This is a genomic window from Pseudomonas sp. ADPe (genome assembly GCF_014843515.1).
GTDB classification, from domain to species: domain Bacteria; phylum Pseudomonadota; class Gammaproteobacteria; order Pseudomonadales; family Pseudomonadaceae; genus Pseudomonas; species Pseudomonas citronellolis.
The window spans coordinates 3296393-3316867 of the sequence record NZ_CP062122.1 but is presented as its reverse complement, the minus strand read 5'-3'; the positions used below and the strand labels follow the sequence as shown (position 1 = coordinate 3316867).

12 protein-coding genes and 1 tRNA gene are annotated in these 20475 nt (G+C 55.0%); 11 read left to right on the top strand and 2 right to left on the bottom strand.

All coding sequences use genetic code 11. From position 1 onward, the window contains the following. Positions 1 to 2: 2 nt before the first annotated feature. The 4 genes from IG194_RS15080 (at position 3) to IG194_RS15065 (ending at position 4380) form a co-directional block, all read left to right on the top strand. Positions 3 to 1481: an efflux transporter outer membrane subunit gene (locus tag IG194_RS15080; protein WP_058488102.1), complete on the top strand. Its 1479-nt coding sequence runs from the start codon at positions 3 to 5 to the stop codon at positions 1479 to 1481. Positions 1482 to 1493: 12 nt separating this feature from the next. Further along, positions 1494 to 2681, top strand: a complete 1188-nt coding sequence (locus IG194_RS15075) for an efflux RND transporter periplasmic adaptor subunit (RefSeq protein WP_009613863.1) — start codon at positions 1494 to 1496, stop codon at positions 2679 to 2681. Between the two features lie 13 nt (positions 2682 to 2694). Continuing rightward, positions 2695 to 4233: a DHA2 family efflux MFS transporter permease subunit gene (locus IG194_RS15070; protein ID WP_058488101.1), complete on the top strand. Its 1539-nt coding sequence runs from the start codon at positions 2695 to 2697 to the stop codon at positions 4231 to 4233. Positions 4234 to 4304: 71 nt separating this feature from the next. Continuing rightward, positions 4305 to 4380, top strand: a tRNA-Thr gene (locus tag IG194_RS15065). A 351-nt stretch (positions 4381 to 4731) separates the two neighbouring features. Here the strand turns inward: IG194_RS15065 and IG194_RS15060 are convergent. Continuing rightward, positions 4732 to 6261: a glucosyltransferase domain-containing protein gene (locus IG194_RS15060; protein WP_160329397.1), complete on the bottom strand. Its 1530-nt coding sequence runs from the start codon at positions 6259 to 6261 to the stop codon at positions 4732 to 4734. An 822-nt stretch (positions 6262 to 7083) separates the two neighbouring features. Then, positions 7084 to 8070: an IS5 family transposase gene (locus IG194_RS15055; protein WP_058488100.1), complete on the bottom strand. Its 987-nt coding sequence runs from the start codon at positions 8068 to 8070 to the stop codon at positions 7084 to 7086. 351 nt (positions 8071 to 8421) lie between these two features. Between IG194_RS15055 and galE the strand changes: the two genes are divergently transcribed. The 7 genes from galE (at position 8422) to IG194_RS15020 (ending at position 20330) form a co-directional block, all read left to right on the top strand. Then, positions 8422 to 9444, top strand: a complete 1023-nt coding sequence (galE, locus tag IG194_RS15050) for a UDP-glucose 4-epimerase GalE (protein ID WP_082996410.1) — start codon at positions 8422 to 8424, stop codon at positions 9442 to 9444. Between the two features lie 142 nt (positions 9445 to 9586). Next, entirely contained in the window at positions 9587 to 10585 is a 999-nt protein-coding gene (locus IG194_RS15045; protein WP_082996411.1) for a glycosyltransferase family 2 protein, read from the top strand. Between the two features lie 337 nt (positions 10586 to 10922). Then, positions 10923 to 11750, top strand: a complete 828-nt coding sequence (locus tag IG194_RS15040) for an ABC transporter permease (protein WP_058488099.1) — start codon at positions 10923 to 10925, stop codon at positions 11748 to 11750. After that, positions 11740 to 13074, top strand: a complete 1335-nt coding sequence (locus tag IG194_RS15035) for an ABC transporter ATP-binding protein (protein ID WP_058488098.1) — start codon at positions 11740 to 11742, stop codon at positions 13072 to 13074. The genes IG194_RS15040 and IG194_RS15035 overlap by 11 nt, the downstream gene beginning before the upstream one ends. Next, a complete protein-coding gene (locus tag IG194_RS15030; RefSeq protein ID WP_160329396.1) occupies positions 13071 to 15194 on the top strand; it encodes a glycosyltransferase in 2124 nt (707 codons plus the stop codon). Before IG194_RS15035 ends, IG194_RS15030 begins: the two co-directional genes overlap by 4 nt. Further along, positions 15191 to 16879, top strand: a complete 1689-nt coding sequence (locus IG194_RS15025; protein WP_141679877.1) for a hypothetical protein — start codon at positions 15191 to 15193, stop codon at positions 16877 to 16879. Before IG194_RS15030 ends, IG194_RS15025 begins: the two co-directional genes overlap by 4 nt. A 112-nt stretch (positions 16880 to 16991) precedes the next feature. Continuing rightward, the gene (locus IG194_RS15020) at positions 16992 to 20330 is read left to right on the top strand and encodes a glycosyltransferase (RefSeq protein WP_160329395.1); all 3339 of its coding nucleotides are present in this window, start codon (positions 16992 to 16994) and stop codon (positions 20328 to 20330) included. Positions 20331 to 20475: the final 145 nt, after the last annotated feature.

Below are 20475 nucleotides of genomic sequence, written 5' to 3'. Positions count from 1 at the left end.
CCATGCGTGCATTCCGCTTACCCGCCGCCACCCTGCTGGCCAGCGCCGTGGCGCTGGCCGGCTGCGTCAGCTCCTCGGGCCTGGCGCCCAACGGCAAGGCGCTCGACAGCGCCTCGCTGCAGGCTGGCCGCAGCCTCGACGGCACACCGCTGTCCAGCGCCGCCTGGCCACGCCGGAACTGGTGGAGCAGCCTGGGCGACGCCCAGCTCGACAGCCTGATCGACGAGGCCCTGAAAGGCACGCCGGACCTGCAGATCGCCGACGCCCGCGCGCGCCAGGCCGCCGCCGCGGCCAACGCCGCCGATGCCGAGCGCATGCCCACGCTCAATGGCAAGGCCAGCTATGCGGGCATCCGCGCGCCCACCAGCGTGCTCCCCGCGCCAACGGGCGGGCATTATTCGGCGGTGAAGTACCTGTCGCTGGGCTTCAACTACGATTTCGACCTCTGGGGCGGCCAGCGCGCCGCCTGGGAAGCCGCCCTCGGCCAGGCCAACGCCGCCGAGGTGGACCGCCAGGCCGCGGCCATCACCCTCTCGGCCAACGTCGCCCGCGCCTATAGCGAGCTGGGCCACGCCTTCGCCGTGCGCGACCTGTCCCGCGACGAGCTGGAACGTTCGCAGCGCCTGTTCGAGCTCAGCCGCAAGCGCATGGACGCCGGCCTGGACAGCAAGGTGCAGTTGCAGCAGACGCAAACCCAGGTGGCCAGTGCCCGCCAGCAGCTGGCCGCCGCCGAACAGCAGATCGCCAGCGACCGTATCGCCCTGGCCGTGCTGCTCGGCCAGGGACCGGACCGCGGCCTCGACCTGCAGCGCCCGCAACCGCTCAAGACCGACGCCCTGAGCCTGCCGCCGAACCTGCCGGCGGAACTGCTCGGCCGCCGCCCGGACATAGTCGCCGCACGCTGGCGCGTCGAGGCCGCGAGCAAGGACATCCAGGCGGCGAAGACGCAGTTCTACCCGAACCTCAACCTGGGCGCGATGGTCGGCCTGGCCAGCATGCACACCAGCGACCTGCTAGAGGCGCCGAGCCGCTTCTTCCAGGTCGCCCCGGCCATCTCCCTGCCGCTGTTCGACGGCGGCCGCCTGCGCGCCAACCTGGCCGGCAAGGATGCGGACTACGACCTGGCCGTGGCGCAGTACAACAAGACCCTGGTCGGCGCCCTGGGCGAGGTCAGCGACGACCTCAGCCAACTGCGCTCGCTGGAGCAGCAACTGGTCGACCAGCGCGAGGCCCGCGACATCGCCAGGTCCAACTTCGAACTGGCCATGCGCCGCTATGGCGAAGGCGTCGGCAACTACCTCGACGCCCTCAGCGTGCAGCAACAGCTGCTGCTCGCCGAGCGCCAGCTGGCCAACCTGGAAGCCCAGCGCATCGACCTCTCCGTCCAGCTGGTGCAAGCCCTGGGCGGCGGCTTCCAGGCCGACTCCGTTCCCCCGTCTTCCGCCCCGCTCGCCCAGGCGGGCGCAGCTGCCGTGCACTAAGAGGCAACCGCCATGACCACCGATACCCAAGAAACCACCGGCGGCAACCCCCAGCGCAAGCGCTGGCTGCTGATCCTGCTGGTCGTCGTCATCCTCGCCGGCATCGCCGCGGCGCTCTGGGAGTTCCTCTACGGGCGCTGGCACGAAGACACCGACGATGCCTACGTCAACGGCAACGTGGTGCAGATCACCCCGCAGATCACCGGCACCGTGGTCAGCATCGGCGCCGACGACGGCAACCTGGTACACAAGGGCCAGGTCCTGGTGAAGTTCGACCCCAGCGACGCCGACGTGGCCCTGCAGCAGGCCGAAGCCAACCTGGCGCGCACCGTGCGCCAGGTGCGCGGGCTGTTCAGCAACGTCGACGGCTACAAGGCCGACGTCGCCGCGAAGAAAGTCGCCCTGGCCAAGGCCGAGGCCGACTTCAAGCGCCGCCAACACCTGGCCGACGACGGCGCCATCTCCCGCGAGGAGCTGGCCCACGCCCGTGACGCGCTGGACACCGCGCGCAGTTCGCTGACCAGCGCCGAGCAGCAACTGGACACCAACCGCGCGCTGGTGGACGACACCGTCGTCGCCTCCCACCCCGACGTCAAGGCGGCCGCCGCCAAGCTGCGCCAGGCCTACCTGGACGACGCCCGCGCGGTGATAGTCGCGCCGGTGACCGGCTACGTGGCCAAGCGCACCGTGCAGGTCGGCCAGCGCGTGCAACCGGGCACCGCGCTGATGGCGGTGATCCCCCTGGAGCAGGTGTGGATCGACGCCAACTTCAAGGAAACCCAGCTGCAGCACATGCGCATCGGCCAGCCGGTGGAAATCCGTTCCGACCTCTACGGCAGCTCGGTCAAGTACCAGGGCAGCGTGGAAAGCCTGGGCGTGGGCACCGGCAGCGCCTTCTCCCTGCTGCCGGCGCAGAACGCCACCGGCAACTGGATCAAGATCGTCCAGCGCGTGCCAGTGCGCATCCGCGTCGACGCCAGGCAACTGGACGAGCATCCGCTGCGCATCGGCCTGTCGATGGACGTCAACGTCGACCTGCACGACCAGAGCGGCCCGGCCCTGTCGCAGCAGCCGCCGAAGGAAGCGCTGTTCTCCACCGACGTCTACCAGCAGCAGCTGGCCTCGGCGGACCAGCTCATCGAGCAGCTGATCCACGCCAACATGGCCGACGGCCGCGGCCGCAGCACCGCCGCGCGCTGAGTCCGGAAGCATCATGAGCGAGAACAGCAGCAACGGCGCCTTCAGCCCGCCCAGCCTGGTGATGGCCACCATCGGCCTGTCCCTGGCGACCTTCATGCAGGTGCTGGACACCACCATCGCCAACGTCGCCCTGCCGACCATCTCCGGCAACCTGGGGGTGAGCGCCGAGCAGGGCACCTGGGTGATCACCTCCTTCGCGGTGAGCAACGCCATCGCCCTGCCGCTGACCGGCTGGCTGAGCCGCAAGGTCGGCGAGGTGCGGCTGTTCATCGCCGCCACCCTACTCTTCGTGATCGCCTCCTTCCTCTGCGGCGTGGCCCAGCAGATGGGTACGCTGGTGGGCTTTCGCGCCCTGCAGGGCTTTGTCGCCGGGCCGCTGTACCCGATCACCCAGACGCTGCTGATCTCCATCTACCCGCCGGCCAAGCGCGGCATGGCCCTGGCGCTGCTGGCGATGGTCACGGTGGTGGCGCCCATCGCCGGGCCCATCCTCGGCGGCTGGATCACCGACAGCTACAGTTGGCCGTGGATCTTCTTCATCAACGTGCCCATCGGCCTGTTCGCCGCCTTCGTGGTCTACCAGCAACTGAAGAAACGCCCGGTGGTGATCAAGCACGCGCCCATGGACTACATGGGGCTGATCCTGCTGGTCCTCGGCGTGGGCGCGCTGCAGATCGTGCTCGACAAGGGCAACGACCTGGACTGGTTCGAGTCGAACTTCATCGTCGGCGGCACCGTGGTGTCGGTCATCGCCCTGGCGGCCTTCGTCATCTGGGAGCTGACCGACAAGCACCCGATCGTCAACCTGCGCCTGTTCGTGCACCGCAACTTCACCTTCGGCACCCTGGCGCTGGTGGGCGGCTACGCCGGCTTCTTCGGCATGAACCTGCTGCTGCCGCAGTGGCTGCAGACGCAGATGGGCTACACCGCCACCTGGGCGGGCCTGGCCGCGGCGCCGATCGGCATCCTGCCGGTGTTCCTCTCGCCGCTGGTCGGCCGCTACGCCAACAACTTCGACCTGCGCATCCTCGCCGGCCTGGCGTTCCTGGTGATGTCCGTCACCAGCTTCATGCGCGCCGCCTTCAACACCGAGGTCGACTACTACCACATCGCCCTGGTGCAGACCCTCATGGGCCTGGGCGTGGCCTTCTTCTTCATGCCCATCCTCAGCATCCTGCTCTCCGACCTGCCGCCGGACCAGATCGCCGACGGCTCGGGCCTGGCCACCTTCCTGCGCACCCTGGGCGGCAGCTTCGCGGCCTCCCTCACCACCTGGATCTGGGACCGCCGCGCCACGCTACACCACGCCCACCTGACGGAAAGCCTGAGCACCTACGACCCGGCCACCCGCGACGCCCTGGACCTGCTCGGCGGCGCCAACCAGCACGGCGCGGCCATGCTCGACCGCATTGTCGAAGGCCAGGCCTACATGCTCTCCACGGTGGAATACTTCACCCTGCTCGGCTGGCTGTTCCTGACCCTGCTGGCCATCATCTGGCTGGCCAAGCCCCCCTTCGGCGCCAAGCCGGGAGCGGCCGCCAGCGGCCACTGAGCGAACGGGCACAGGCTGAAAAATCAGAGGTTTACACCGCCCGGCGCGTGGCTATAATGGCGTCCCTCCTTGCCGGTATAGCTCAGCTGGTAGAGCAACTGACTTGTAATCAGTAGGTCCCGGGTTCGACTCCTGGTGCCGGCACCATTTCAAAGGCCTCGCAGCAATGCGGGGCCTTGTCATTTTCGCCGAACGTACAATTAGACGTACAAAATCGGCTTTCTCGTCCATGCCCTATTGGCGTGGAGTCACTGAGACGTTGTACTCTCCTTTCTGCCCTTTTGCGGCCGTGAACTAGAGCAAGTTCGTACGTTACGTCGAAGGCAGATATCTGTTGATCAACGACAACCGTACCGCCTACCCCCCTCCCTGCCTGTTAGGGAAACTCTGAAAAAGCCTGCCTTTTTCGAGTTTGCAGGCCTGTAAGCCGCGTGGCTACTGGGGCGCATTTTCGAGCAGGGGCTTTTTCAGACCATCCTTAGGAATACTTATTAAATCCTACCTTTCAAGGCAAACTACGGCTAACTCACCACGAACAAATACAGAGTCCTTATCTGGCCAAGGACTTCTTTCCGCACAAAGTTCAGTGCCAATTTTTATATCGGTAGCAGATGGACGACCAAAATTATATCCAGTGGACTCGAGAACCAATGGCACTTTAGACCACTCTGCGGAAAACGCAGAAATATTCATATCACCCTGAAGAGTCCTTAGGCCAATCGGATAGCCCCACCCCCCCCCATTCACATACAATCTCTCTATATCTTTAAAGTCTGGCATTCCTTCGAGCCTCCCAACAATGCGATTCACCTTAAAGCGATCCCACTGGGCAATTTTTTGCTGATCGGCAAACACCTGATTATTTATAAAAACAAACCCAAGCAATATCAGAGATCCACCGACCATAAAGAATCTACCAATTAAGTTACACGCCCCCTGAGAGATGGTTTTTTCGGCTGCAAGAAAAAGCAGACCAAATAGTAATGAGACATGAGCAAGAACCCTGGGAACAGGCCACCAATCATTGAAAGGGATTATTATTCCTATGGATAACAGCGGAATCAATGACAGCAAAAACAACCCAAAAACCAAATTCCAATAATTACGAAAACCTCTTAGCAAATTAGCCAAAACAAGCAGAATAGCGGTGAGAGTTATAATCATAAAAACTGCTTTCAAACCAATCGGAAAAATCGGTTCTGATTTTAAAAAAATTGTATACAGAGCACTGGATACCTCTTCAACCCTTTTTGAAAGCTGATTGATCCCAATGAATTTAGCTCGCGCGGTGACATCGCCAACTAAACCGAGATGCTTTACAAGGGATAGCGTAGCCAAGAATAAAGCGGCCCCTAAAAAAGAAAACAGCAGAAGCCACCACCCCCGGGACCTCATGGCATGGTACTCAAGCTCGCTCTCAGTGTCTTTCCTCTTGAATATGACACTCATAAGCAAACAACCATAGGCAGCAACCAATAGATAATTCAAAGAGGCTTGATAGGTCATTAGCGCGGCAGCAATAGACAGCATCGCAACAACTTTAACCCCAAATCCCTTGGAGCCCTCCCTAGCAGACTCAATTGCAATTATGGTAAAAACGAGCGCCAGCGCGTAAATTGGCAGAATCACTTTAAAGGTCAGTAGTTCGGCAGAGTAAGGATACAGCGAAATCAATCCGCCGATTATTCCAGCACTAATTAATGATGAATACCCAACAAAACGCATCACAGAAACAACAAGAGCCGCCTGCAAGGCGATCACAAGCAAGGCCGACGCGAAATATGTATCATTGAGATTTACCCCAATGGCATCTATGACATACGCAGTAAGCCACCCCAGAAACCTCCCCTGGGTTAAGAAAAGCTCAAGCTGTTTATCTGAAACGCCTAAGGAAAACGGGTAATCATCTATCGACACGCCCCGGAATGCCGCCGCTCCCTTGGCAATAATAGAAAAAAAGAATATTAGAGCGAAGAGCCTCATGTCATCTCGAGACCATACAAAATAAAGATATTTTTTATTAATCATTAAGATCTCCATCCAAGAGTCGCAACACAAGCTACGAAAGCAGTTAGCCTCACACGACAAAAAACATGGCTTCTGAGGACACCTTAGTCATTTCAGATATTCTTTGGCCATATTAGTATCGGATTTCTTAAGCCAATCAATCCATCATGCTCAATATCATCGCTACGGCCAGCATCTCCTCTGCTACGGAACACTCACTTATAACCATCTACAAATTTCGGCGCGCCATTCAACGTTTCGACAGAGCGAACAAGCTGATTCATTTACGTCGATTTTTTGGACGCCCCCTTCCCGCAACACGCTTTAGTGTAGCCAAACTGCCGTTTGATCACGCGACAGTTTGATCTTGGAGACGAAACTGGGCTTTGGCGTTCTCGATTTTGCGCAGTACCTTGCACGAGGGGCATCCTTGCCATACGTCTTGTACTGGGCTAAGTCGCGACCTGCCAGACGACTTGGCGACCCACAGGTCGCTCGACTCCAGTACGGTCGGCGTCAGCAAACACCACGCTTTCCTTGCCGTATAGCTATTCGCACACTAGCGCCATACGCCCCCTTTATCGGAATCAGTACGGGCTATCGTATCCAAGTAATACTGATTCTCCTTCTTGGCTTGGTGTGTCTCCGGGTTACGCTTGCCGCCCTGATCCTTGATCGAGCTCGGCGCCCAGATGAGCAAGGCGCCGCGACGGACCTTGCTCCCCTAGGGAAGCTCCGAACAAGTCAGTCACACGCAACTGATTGGCGACCTGACTCCTTTTTCAGCCCAGCCTTCGGGGGCTGATTCACCCGAAGCCAGGCTTTTGCCCTGGCTTCTGTGTTTTACAGGCGCACCTCTCCTGCGCCGGCCAGCAAGTGCCGACGGGCCATCCATAGGTTCGACAGGGCGAACAGCGTCACCAGTTGCGCGGTGTTCTTGGCCAGTCCCCGGAAGCGCACCTTGGTGTAGCCGAACTGGCGTTTGATTACCTGGAATGGATGTTCGACCTTGGCCCGTACCTGCGCTTTGACCTTCTCGATCTTGCGCCTGGCCTTGTATAGAACACTGCGCTTGCTCAGGCGCTGGTAGGTACTCCGCCGTGCCGCGATCTGCCGGATGACCTCACGCCCTTCATGTTCCGGGCGTTTCTCCACGCCGGTGTAGCCCGCATCGGCACACACCCCGTTCTCCTCGCCGTGCAACAATCGGTCGACCTGGGTGACATCGGCCACGTTGGCCGCCGTCCCCACCACGCTGTGCACCAGGCCGGACTCGGCATCGGCGCCGATATGCGCCTTCATCCCGAAGAGGTGCTGGTTGCTCTTCTTCGTTTGGTGCATCTCAGGATCGCGTTTGCATTCCTTGTTCTTGGTCGAGCTCGGTGCATGGATGATAGTCGCATCGACGATGGTGCCCTGGCGCAGCGACAGCCCTCGCTCGCCCAGATGGCCATTGATTACAGCCAGGATGCCCGCCGCCAAACCATGCTGCTCCAGCAGGTGGCGGAAGTTCATGATCGTCGTGTCTTCCGGGATGCTGCCCTGGGTCAGCGACAGCTTGGCGAACTGACGCAGCGAGGTGATCTCGTACAGCGCTTCCTCCATCGCCGGATCGCTGAGGGCGAACCCGCTTTGCAGCAGGTGGATGCGCAGCATGGTTTCCAGCGGATACGGCGGACGACCATTGCCAGCTTTGGGATAGGACGGCTCGATCAACTCCAGCAACCCAGCCCAAGGCACCACTTGCTCCATCTCTGCCAGAAAGCGCTCGCGCCGGGTCTGTTTGCGTTTGCCAGCGTACTCGGCATCGGAAAAGCTCATTTGGGTCATGCGACAGGGCTCGGGTTCAGCGGGGGTGCCATTTCATCAGATCAGCCGGGACTTTTCCGGAGTTTCCATAGAGTCAAGCCAAAAACCTGGCGCAAGGGAATGCCTCGTACAGTTCATCCTTCATCGTCGGATCGCTGCAGCCACACCAGTTCAGCTGCTGAGGTATACGATCATCAGCGGCCCGGAGGACCTTGGCCAGGAGATGACGACTTGTTCTGAACTCTCTTGACGAGGCGCACTACTTCGTACAGCCGTCTCTAATAGATCAATGGTTAGCTCGGGGCAGAACGCTCCCTAGTCGGAGGATGGATAGCCGGGTTAAGATATCACCTTTTTAAAGTGGGACTTTCGATGATTTTCGTCACTGGTGGCGCCGGCTATATCGGCTCGCATACCTGCCTAGAATTGCTGGCATCTGGCCACGAAGTCGTTTGTTTCGACAATTTCTGCAACAGCCACCATGAATCGTTGCGCCGAGTAGAGGAACTGACCGGCAAATCACTCATCGTCGTGGAGGGTGACATACGCGATCAGGCGGCCATCGAATCCGCGCTACAAGCTTACAGTTGCGATGCAGTGATTCATTTTGCCGGCCTGAAGGCTGTCGGCGAATCAGTCGAACAGCCACTCGCCTACTACGACAATAATGTCGTCGGCACACATCGACTACTCAATGCAATGAATAATTGCGGGGTACGTCGATTGGTATTCAGTTCATCAGCCACCGTATATGGTGAGCCCCAGCGATTACCGCTGACCGAAGACCACCCACTATCGGCCACCAATCCCTATGGCCGAAGCAAACTGATCGTCGAAGATATGCTGCGCGATCTATATTGCTCCGACCCTTCATGGCAGATAGCCATCTTGCGTTATTTCAATCCAGTTGGCGCCCATCCAAGTGGACGCATTGGCGAGGATCCGCGAGACATTCCGAACAATCTGATGCCTTTCGTCGCACAGGTCGCCGTTGGTCGGCGCGAGCAGTTGATGGTTTGGGGCAGTGATTACCCTACACCAGACGGAACAGGTGTACGCGACTACATTCATGTAGTCGACCTAGCACACGGCCACCTGAAGGCACTAGAGCGGTTGGACCACCCACAATGCTTCGAGACTAACCTTGGCACCGGCACCGGTTACAGCGTACTCGACGTGGTTCGTGCTTTCGAACAGGCTAGTGGCCGACCTATTCCTTATCAGCTAGCGAACCGACGCCCCGGCGATGTTGCTTCCTGCTATGCCGATCCGAGTCATGCCGCGCAGTATCTTGGCTGGCACGCAGAGAGGGACTTGTTAAGCATGTGCATTGATGCTTGGCGCTGGCAGACGCAAAACCCGAACGGCTATCTAACCGGTCTAGACGAGTCCTGAGGAAACCAAAGACGTGAAATTTTTCATTGTTTGACGAAATGAACACTGCTTTGAAAGGTCGTGGTAGCAAACTTTGCCTCTCGTGGGCCTCCATCCGGATAACCTCTGTACGTGTTATCGGGAAAGAGAACACGAGAGACTCATGGAGCGTTTAATGCCTGCCGCCAACCGACAAGAAAATCATCAAGTGGTAGATTGCCCCCACACACATACTGGAACATTGCCGAAAGTAGCAATTCTTCTGGGAACTTACCAAGGCCAATTGTACCTACCGGAGCAACTTGATTCATTTGCCACCCAGACACACAGCAACTGGGAAGTTTGGGCCTCAGATGACGGATCCAGTGATGGAACACATGCAGTCTTTGAGGCCTATGCACAACGATGGTCCACTGACCGCTTAAGGATACTCGAAGGACCAGGCAAAGGGTTTTCTGCTAATTTTCTATCATTGACTTGTAACGCTGATATCAAAGCAGACTATTACGCCTATGCCGATCAGGATGACATTTGGGAGGCGGATAAGCTGGCGCGAGCCGTACTATGGCTAGAGACCGTTTCCACCGACAAACCTGCTTTATATTGCTCCCGCACCAGACTCGTTGATGCAGATAACAATGAAATCGGCTTATCACCACTATTTTCTAAACCCCCCTGTTTTGCTAATGCACTAGTGCAGAGCATCGGCGGTGGTAACACAATAGTCTTCAACAATGCAGCCCGAGCACTGCTCAGCGACGTAGGATGTGACACACCCGTGCCCTCCCATGACTGGTGGTCCTACCTTGTGGTTAGTGGTTGTGGCGGTTCGGTCTTTTTTGATCGATATCCTTCTCTGCGCTATCGTCAGCACGACAGAAACCTAGCTGGCATGAATACAACTTGGCAAGGGCGCCTCAAGCGGATTAGCCAATTAAATAAGGGCCATTTCAGTCGTTGGAATGACGCCAATGTCGCGGCACTTTATAAGCTCCAAGACAAGCTGACGCCACAAAACCTGGAAATACTTGAGCATTTCAATAAAGGACGTCATATGAGCCTTGTGCCCCGCCTATATCATCTAAAGCACAGCGGAATCCATCGTCAAACCTTGCTGGGAAACCTTGGACTGGTCGTTGCAGCAATCTTTAAAAAAATATAGTCCATGCTAATTCTAGTTACCAGCAGGGTGGATTTTATTGACAGTAATTTCGTATTGGCCGACTGGTCATCTTCAAGAGATTCGTTACTAAAAAACATATCTTGACGCTATCGCGGCAAAAATTGGAACACATAAACCAGACAGTCCAGAATAAAAATACATAGAGCCAGGCTGATTTAAAACATAGAATGCAGAGTAAAAATAAAATTAAAGCCTATGTGAGCAAAGCCAATTATGACTAACGCACACATCGGCAAGAAAACTAGACGACAACAGCTCGATGAATATGCAGCATGTTGCTGGCCTATTGGCACTCTAGAAACTCAAAGGAATATATATGAACCCCCATGCTATCAGATCAATATCGCCATTGGCTTTTGGGCGTTCGATCTTGGCCCACCGAAGCCTGATACTCAACTTAATCAAGCGTGAAGTTATTGGAAAATATCGCGGCTCGGTAATGGGGCTTTTATGGTCATTCTTCAACCCAATATTGATGCTAACAGTTTATACATTCGTGTTTAGCGTAGTTTTCAAGGCGCGCTGGCAAGGAGGAGGCGGTTCGCGGGTCGAGTTCGCCCTGGTATTGTTTGCTGGCCTGCTGATATTCAATCTCTTTTCCGAGGTGGTCAACCGGGCACCAAGCCTGATTCTAAGCAACGCGAATTACGTCAAGAAAGTCATTTTTCCATTGGAAATATTACCGGTAATTTCCTTGGGAGCAGCGGCATTCCATATGATGATCAGTTTAGTCGTATGGCTCGGCTTTTACTTGATTTTCTTTGGCATACCACATGCGAGCATATTGGCTTTTCCACTAATCCTGGTACCCCTTTGCCTACAAATTCTAGGGGTCTCATGGATTCTCGCCTCACTAGGCGTTTACTTGCGCGACGTGGGCCAGTTCATCGGCGTAGTGACGACCGTCCTGATGTTCTTGTCTCCCATTTTCTACCCCATAGGAGCATTGCCGGAGAAATATCAATGGTTCATGCATTTCAATCCACTAACATATATCGTTGAAGAAGCCCGCAACCTCATGATCTGGGGCAAAAGCATCGACTGGTTCGAATGGACCATATGGACTGTACTGTCCCTGACCTTTGCATGGCTGGGATTCAGCTGGTTCCAGAAAACACGAAAGGGCTTTGCCGATGTCCTCTGACTTTTCCATCCGTGTTCAGAATCTGGGGAAGTGCTACCAGATTTACGATAAGCCCCATCATCGCCTGCTGCAGATGCTCTTGGGACGATTTGGAAAGCGCTATTTCCGGGAGTTCTGGGCAATGAGGGACGTATCGTTCTTCATTCCCAGGGGCAAGGTTCTCGGCATTCTTGGTAAGAATGGCGCGGGCAAGTCGACACTCCTGCAGATGATCTGCGCTACGCTGTCACCGACTCACGGCGACATCGAAGTCAACGGCAGAGTAGCCGCACTTCTGGAACTGGGGTCCGGCTTCAATCCTGAGTTCACCGGCATCGAGAATATTTATCTCAATGCGCAGATTCTGGGGTTGACCCAAGAAGAGGTGAGCAGAAAGCTAGACGATATCCTCGCCTTTGCGGATATCGGTGATTTTGTTCATCAGCCTGTCAAAACCTACTCCAGCGGTATGTTTGCTCGGTTGGCTTTCTCGGTGGCCGTCAACGTGGAACCCGATATCCTGATCGTGGATGAAGCTTTGAGCGTAGGGGATGCTTGGTTCCAGCACAAGAGCATGGCCAGAATGCGCACATTGATGGAAAGTGGCTGCACTGTTCTTTTTGTCAGCCATTCCATCGATGCCGTACGCGCACTCTGCGACGAAGCAATATGGCTGGAGAGCGGTACTATCAAAATGCAGGGCGGCGTCACTGAAGTGACCAATGCTTACATGAACGACGTGTTCATTGAGCATAACCGCATTACCCTGCAAACCGCCCGGCACGATGAGGAGCAACAAGACGGCAATATTCAAGAACCAGCACTTCCAAAGCAAACTGATCATACTGCCAATACTGAAACCGCTGTAAATTCTCCTTCAGCGACCACTATGCTGGATGGCGGGTCTGTTCTATCGGTTAGTGCCAAGCGACTTAGAAACTCTCAAGGCCAAATAGTTGATTATTTGCAACAGGGAGAGAGCTTCTCTCTGGAATTTGAGCTGGAGCCTCATCAGACTGTCAGAAATATCAGTGTCGGCTTCCTAATCAAGGATCAGTTTGGCCAGGAACTGACAGGGGAGAGCTATTTCAACACCCACCGACACAGCCTCAACTTTTCTGCCGGCCAAAAGGGACTATTCATCTTCAAGTCTAGTATGTCTTTACGGGGAGGACAGTCTTATTCGGTCGCCCTCCGGGTCAATCAGGTCAGCAGATGGGATCGCAGTGACAATGTGGTGGTTTTTGCCGATGAGTTAGCCATGGTGTTTGACGTGTTGACCGACACGGAAAACCCCATGTGGTTCAAGTTCAAGATGCCTTTTGAAGTTACATGCCAACTATGAAAATAGACGTCAGTGTTGTTCTGAATATTCACAGAGAAGCCCTGTACTTAAGGCCTACGCTGTATTCATTGGATACCTGTGCTACCGAGGCGGCACAGCATGGAATCATTGTCGAACTGGTGGCCGTCTTCGACCGGAGCGATGCGGCAACCAGGGCTGTATTCCAATCCACGCCGCTCACGGGCTTTGCCGCAATCAAGAGTGTTGAGATTGACGTGGGCTCGCTAGGCTTGGCACGTAATGCCGGTGTAGAGCTTGCAGAAGGCGAGTTTGTCTGGACTGCCGATGCCGATGACCTGGTCTCCCGAAATGCGCTCATTCAGCTTGTGCGGACAGCACGCAATCACCCTCACAAGAACGTCGCAATCTTTATCGAATATCTTGCTGCATTTGGCGAGCAGTATCACGTTGTGCGCTATGTTGGCTCGGAATGGCTGACCGCAGCAGATTTTGCATATCAGCACCCGTATGTATCCCGCATTTTCTTAAGAGCGTCAATTTTCAAAGAGCTACAGTATCTTGATCTTAAGGTTACAACCGGCTTTGCCTATGAGGACTGGGACTTCAACTGCCGACTTTTTTCATCCGGAACTACGTTCCTAATAGCACCCGATACTGTATTTTTTTACAGACAACGAAACAATAGCCTACTGAGGCAAGCTAATGCGGTTTCGGCTCGTCTGATTCCGCATTCGACGCTGTTCGAACCATCATTTTTCCGCACACTCATGACGAACTCTCGAAAGGAGCATCCCGATTGGAATGGCTTCTTGGCTGGACGTCGACGCTTTCATGAGAGAGATCTAGCAAAAGAGCTACTAGACTCGGCAGGTATGACGGATTATATCGCTGAAGCCGCAGCACTGGATCCCGAGGTAGAGCCATATCGCATAGAAAGCGCTCCTAGCTATTACCCTATTCCTTGGGATGGGCAACACTGGGGATTCCGGCTGGAAAGATTATATGAGTTACTTGGATCTCACTCCTTTACTGATGTAGTACTACTGCCATGGTTAAGGCCCGGCGGGGCAGAAAAATATATACTTCAAATACTTGGAAAGTTACAGGCCCAAGGACTCTCAAAACGGATACTGGTTCTAACTGGCCAAAGTGCAAGTAAACATGAATGGACCTACTTGTTACCAAAGGGTAGCGTTTTTATAGACTTATTCAACACATTTCCATCGCTGAGCGATATGGACAGAAACACTCTTGCTGTCCGTGCAATACTCGCGACCGCTAATGAGGGTGCTCGGCTCCACCTCAAGTCAAGCAAGTTCTCCCACCAAATCATGGACAGCTTTAGCCCAGCACTATCAGCTCATTTGAAGATAGTTTATTATCGCTTCAGTGATGGCATCTATGATTGGGAACAGCACAGAATTCACGGACCTTGGGGTATTAAATTCCTGCGCCAACATTTTTCCTTCATTGATAAAGTCGTATCAGATTGCTATAGCATCGTAGAAAAAGATGCGGCAGCCTTGGGACAAAATGATCAAAAATACAATGTAATTTATACAAATTGCAAAATATCTAAAAAGCATAAGAAAAATACGACAGCCCCCTGCATGCGTTTACTATGGGCATCACGCATTGCTACAGAGAAACGTCCCGAATTAATACGCTTAGTGGCCTCCAGGTTATCCCAAGAGATCCCGAACATCAGTATTGATGCCTATGGAACGATCGACCCTGGCTACGACAGCAAAATATTTGATGCTCCAGGACTTACTTGGCGAGGCGAATTCTCAAACTTCTTTGATCTCCCGATCGACCAATATGATGCCTTCATCTATACCAGTAAATTTGACGGGTTGCCGAATATAATTCTGGAAGCTATGGGAGCAGGTCTTCTCGTCATTGCTCCAGACGTGGGAGGCATCGCCGAAGCAGTTATAGACGGTGACACCGGATATCTAATTCCAGACCTTATCGATGACACAGCTCTAGTAGAAGCTTATGTGCAAGCCGTGAAGCAGATGTATGCTCGGTGGGAGCATACATCTTCTATGCGTGAGCGTGCTCGAGGGCTGATACAAGAGAGACATGGCGAACATGCATTTTCCGAACGAGTCGCCCAGACCTTTGGAGTAACAACGGTGCAGGAGAAACCATGAGCAACATCTATCTCTATGCAGATGAGACTAGTCTCGACGTGCTGGCAAATGAACAGCAGAAACTAGTACTGATCGGCAGTGACTTTGGCTATGGTAATTTCGGTGATGTGCTGCAGCACCTGAATGCCATTCGCCTTGTCAAAGAAACTAGGCGCTATGCTACTGTTTCAGTAATGGCTGCAAATGCGATCGGCTTTGCCGCTTTCCCCGACTGGGCCCAATCGGCATATGGCACCGATGCCATTCTCTATGTTGCTGATTACCCTCTCATCCTCGATGAGAATTCTCCCAGGCTGAAAGCCGTTGGCGAAATTCGAAATCTTGCTGCAGTTCATCTTTATGGGGGAGGATTTCTCAACCACATGTGGGGCGACTTCGTGCTATCGGTCGCAAGCCACTTCCTACGTTTGGCACCCGGGATTAGCTATTTCGTCTCCGGACAGCAGATCACGGATCCCTATCAAGAAAAGGTTACCAACCATATCAAGGAGTTTGAGCCGCTGTTGTTTGGGGTGAGAGATGAACTCTCTCAACAATTGCTGCTAGAGTCGGGGTTCGAGCCGCATTTTTCCTTTGATGATGCAACTGAAGCCTTGCAGGATCTCACTCAATGCACTCGTTTGAGACGAGGAGAAGGTCTGCTGCTGCATCTTAACTCGTCTGATTACACGGCCAATCTTTCTCTACAGGCCGAGCTATCTGCTCTGAAGGCTACGTCATCCGCTACGGAGCCAGTTACGATATTTCAAGCATTCCGAGATACTCGCCAAGAGGTTGTCGATACGCTCGAAACAATCAAGAAGCTCGATGCTCAGTTTCCATTCTATGATACTCGGCTGATTAATTTGACCAGCCTTATTTTTGGCAATTCGGGAAGCAGTAATCAGCAGGGAATTACTGGCCAGTTCGGCTATTCTTGCTCCTATCATGTAGCGCTCTGGCTGCAGCTTGCAGGCATTCCGTGCTGGTTACGTAGTAGCAACCCATTCTACGATCAAAAATCAAGGGCCCTCCAAGTAACACAAGAACTAGAGGAATTCATCCGAGAGCCGAAACTGGCAGACCACGGGATGAACCTTGAAAGACGATCCAGTTGGCGATCCCTGCTATCAGACGCGCTGTTAAATGTTGCGGAAGTTAATAATTCTTGCTCCATTCCCGACAACTCTGGCGGACCAGCTCCTTGGCCATTTCTCTTTAAAGGAACACCTACGCTGCAAGAAAGGCTTACCGAGTCGGAATCACAAAGAGCCCACCTTGCAGCACGAGTCAGCGAAGCACAATCCGAAAGAGACATTCTCATCGGCAGAATAAATGCACTCACCGCACAGATCACCGAAATTGGGCATGAGGTACATCAGCAACGTGCCCGGGCGGAGATAGCAGAGAGCAACCTTCAAAGCTCCCAAATAGAAATAGCTAACCTGGTCAGGCAAACCTCTATACTACCTGAACATCAGACACACTTTGCAGAATCAACATTGGCAGAGATATATCGCAGCCGCTCCTGGAGATTTACGCGACCACTGAGAGGAATAACCCGTTTCGTCCGCGCTGGTCATTTCGACTCTCGGGGTGAAGTCGGGATATTCGCAATGATGCAGCGCGTGGCTCGCCGCTTGCCGATACCAGCGCAAGTCAGGTCCAGAATCGGTCATTTCCTGCAGCGTTTCCGGCGAAAATGATTCCAGTAATTTTTAGCTATTTTTTCAAGTCGTTTAGTGGAAGGTCGAGTTGATGAGTTTTTTATCGCCAAGGTTCTATGCAATAGCGCGAAGGGCTTACCACCAACTCCCCTTGCCGCAGGCAATCAAGTGGCGTTTGAGAGAACGCATTGTCCCCCTGTTGCAGGCAATCAATTCTGACCCCACTCCACGAGCAATAATCAGGGCATTGCGAGCCGCACTGCTGCCCACCGAGAACGGGGTTGCACTTCATAACCGAGATACAGAACGGGAAGTTGCCCTGGCCAATATCCTTCAGGCAATCAGCAAGCATGCCCAGCAATATGGCCCCCCGGACAACTGGATCGCTTTGCCATTTCTGGCGACCGGTGGCGCCGAAATGGTGGCCCTGAACTTATGCCGCGCGTTGCGTCAACTGCGACCCGATCAATCCGTAGTCTTGTTGGTCACTGATCGAAAAGTTGTGAGTGAGCGCATGGTTGTGCCTGAAGGGGTACATCTGGTGATATTTGATGACCACTTGGGCGAGGACCTGAGCTATGCCCGCAAGCAGGCCTTACTGCGAGACCTGCTACTGGCGGCACAACCCGGAAGTTTCCACAACATCAACAGCGAGGTGGCATGGCACCTGATCCTGGCTGAAGGGGAACGTCTGAAGCGTTTTACGCGACTCTTCGCCAGCATCTTCGCTTTCCAGTTCACACCTGATGGCCAACAGAAGATCGGCTACGCCGCGTACTTCCTGAAGAAGGGCATGCCTCATCTGACGGGCCTGTTGTCGGATAACCAACGCTTCGTTGACGACGCTGGCCGGGAGTACGAGTTGCCGACCGAGGAGCGGGCACGCATGGCTGTTTTGTATCAGCCCTGCCGCCTGCTTCACGGTACAGGACGTGAACTGGGCCGCCAGCGCCTGGCCCAGCGTCACAAACATTGGCTGGAAAAGCCTGGCCAGAAGAATGAACGTCCCCAGATTCTCTGGGCGGGTCGACTCGACGCCGAGAAGCGGGTCGATCTGTTCCTAGATGTGGTACGCCGTTGTACCTTTGCCGACTTTCGCGTATTCGGCCAGGTTGTGCTGGAGGCAGGGGCCATACTGCCGGCCTTGCCCAACCTGAGCTACGAAGGGCCTTTCTCATCCCCTCTGGAATGGCTGGATCGGTTCGACTTTGATGCCTTCGTGTTCACCTCCCGCTGGGAGGGTATGCCCAATATCCTGATCGAGGTTGGCGCACTGGGTATTCCTGTGATCGCCCCGACGGTGGGAGGAGTGGGTGAACTGGTCTCCACGGAAACAGGCTACCCGTTGCCGGAGCGCCCGAGCGTGAGCGACTACGAGCAGGCACTACAGGCCATAAGCCAGAGCCCTCTGGAGGCCGAGGCAAGAGCGGCCCGAATGCTGGAGCGGATACTGGCACGCCACAGTTGGGAAAGCTTTGTCACCAACCTGAAGGATGTTCCTGGCTATGTGGGAACGCTCTCGACTACTCCAGAACAGGCAATACCTGCTCCTTGCTCCGAGCCCGGAGGACCACTCATCTCAGTGGTGATGCCTTGCTACAACCAAGCGCGCTACCTCCCGCAATCGATTGCTTCGGTTCTTGCCGCATCACGGCACCCACTGGAAATCATCGTGGTAGATGATGGCAGTACAGACCCACGAACGGAGCGGCTTCTGGCTGAAGCTGAACAAATGGCCCCAGGTGTCGTGCGCATTCATCGGCAAACTAATCAGGGACTATCCGGAGCACGCAACAGTGGCATTGCCCTGGCCCGGGGACAGTTCATCCAATTGCTGGATGCAGACGACCTTCTGTCCCCAGGCAAACTCGATGCGCAGGTAGCGCAGTTACAGGTGAATCCGAATCTGGACGTCTCGGTCTGCAATTTCCTGCTATGCGACGAATCGCGCTCTGATTTCTCGAAGCCAGGCGAAGCCATTGCGCAGTTCGACCTGACCGAGCAGGATTTTCTTTACCGTTGGGAGCGAGGTTTCTGCATTCCCATCCATTGTGGTTTGTTCCAGCGCAGGGTGTTCGGGGAGTCTCCATTCGACACCCACGCCCGGGCCAAGGAGGATTGGTTGTTCTGGACGTCGCTGGCCTTAGGCGGAGCGCGGTTCGGCTATATTCACGGCCACTGGGCCATATACCGCCAGCACGATGGCAGCATGCGGCGTTCTTACGTCAACATGGGGCGGTCCTGGCTGCAGACCGGACTCAAGATCGAGGGAATGCTATCGGGACGCGAACCTCTCTTTTTCGAATCGGTAGTGGCCTGGTTCGAGCAGTGCTATCGCGCGAATCCGAGCTACCGGCAGGAAATCGCCGCCCTCCAGTCTCAAGCCCAGTCGACATCGCAGCATATGACCCTGGCGATACCCGATAGACCTGCCACGGTCGATCCGCAGCAAATCCTGCAGCGACTGGATGTACTACCCCGTGATACCCAGACTCCGCTGATTTCGGTGGTGATTCCGATCTACGGGCATTATGAATATCTACCTGGTTGCCTCGCATCGTTGGCGGAGCAAGGTGATGTGTCCATGGAAATCGTTTGCGTGGACGACGCCTCGCCCGACCCACGCGTGGCTACCTTGCTGAACGCGCTGATAGATTACCACCCACGGCTGAGAATTCGGATCCAACCCTCCAATAAGGGGATCAGCGAGACGCAAAACGTGGCCGTCAACCTGGCACGCGGAGAATTCGTGGCGTTCCTGGATTGCGATGACGAACTGGAGCCAGGCGCATTGGCGACGGTGCGCGACTGTTTGCAGAAGCATCCCGACGTGGACTATGTCTTCACGGACCGAATCGACGTGGATGAACGGGGCAAGCCAGTGCGTGTCGCCCGTTACGGCGGCTATGCCAATCTGCATTTTTCGACGCAGGAGCGCATCCGCACCGACCTACTCGACGGCATGGTAGCCTCGCATCTAAAGGTCATTCGTCGGTCCGTGTACCAAATGGTCAATGGAAGCAATGCCGAATTTTCAGGTGTGCAGGATTGGGATTTGGCACTGAAGATTGCGGAGAAGCACCGACTCCATTACCTGGGCAAGCCTTTGTACCGGCATCGGGTACACGACGGTTCGGTCACGCGTGGCGATACCGTTGCGCAATTCAGAAAAACCAACTTGGTTCGCCGCCACTACTCCACACGTTGGCTGAGGAATGGGGGGGAAAAGTTCCACTGGGAAAACTACAAGATCTTCACAACTCAGGACTTCCCCTTGCCTCTCGACTCACTCAAGGCATGCTGGGAAAATGGACTTTTTTGTGTAGTGGATTCTCGGGGAGCCAATATGCAGATAATAAACTTCCTACGGGAATTCAATTCCTATTTCGATGGTATTTTGTGGAATGACCCCTGCCTCCCCGTAGCGCTATATGGCTATCTTTGGGATGACTCGATCCTGGTCAGAGCGGATGAGCCGGTAAAGGTTTGATTCTGCTATGGCTGAGGCTGTTCATGGGGTAAGGCATACGAAATGGTCTACCGTGCCCATCCCCCATGACGGCGTGCCATCGTGAATGAAATGAAATGCCCCACCAGGACACAGCAGACACCCCATTCCCTGCCCTGAATGAACG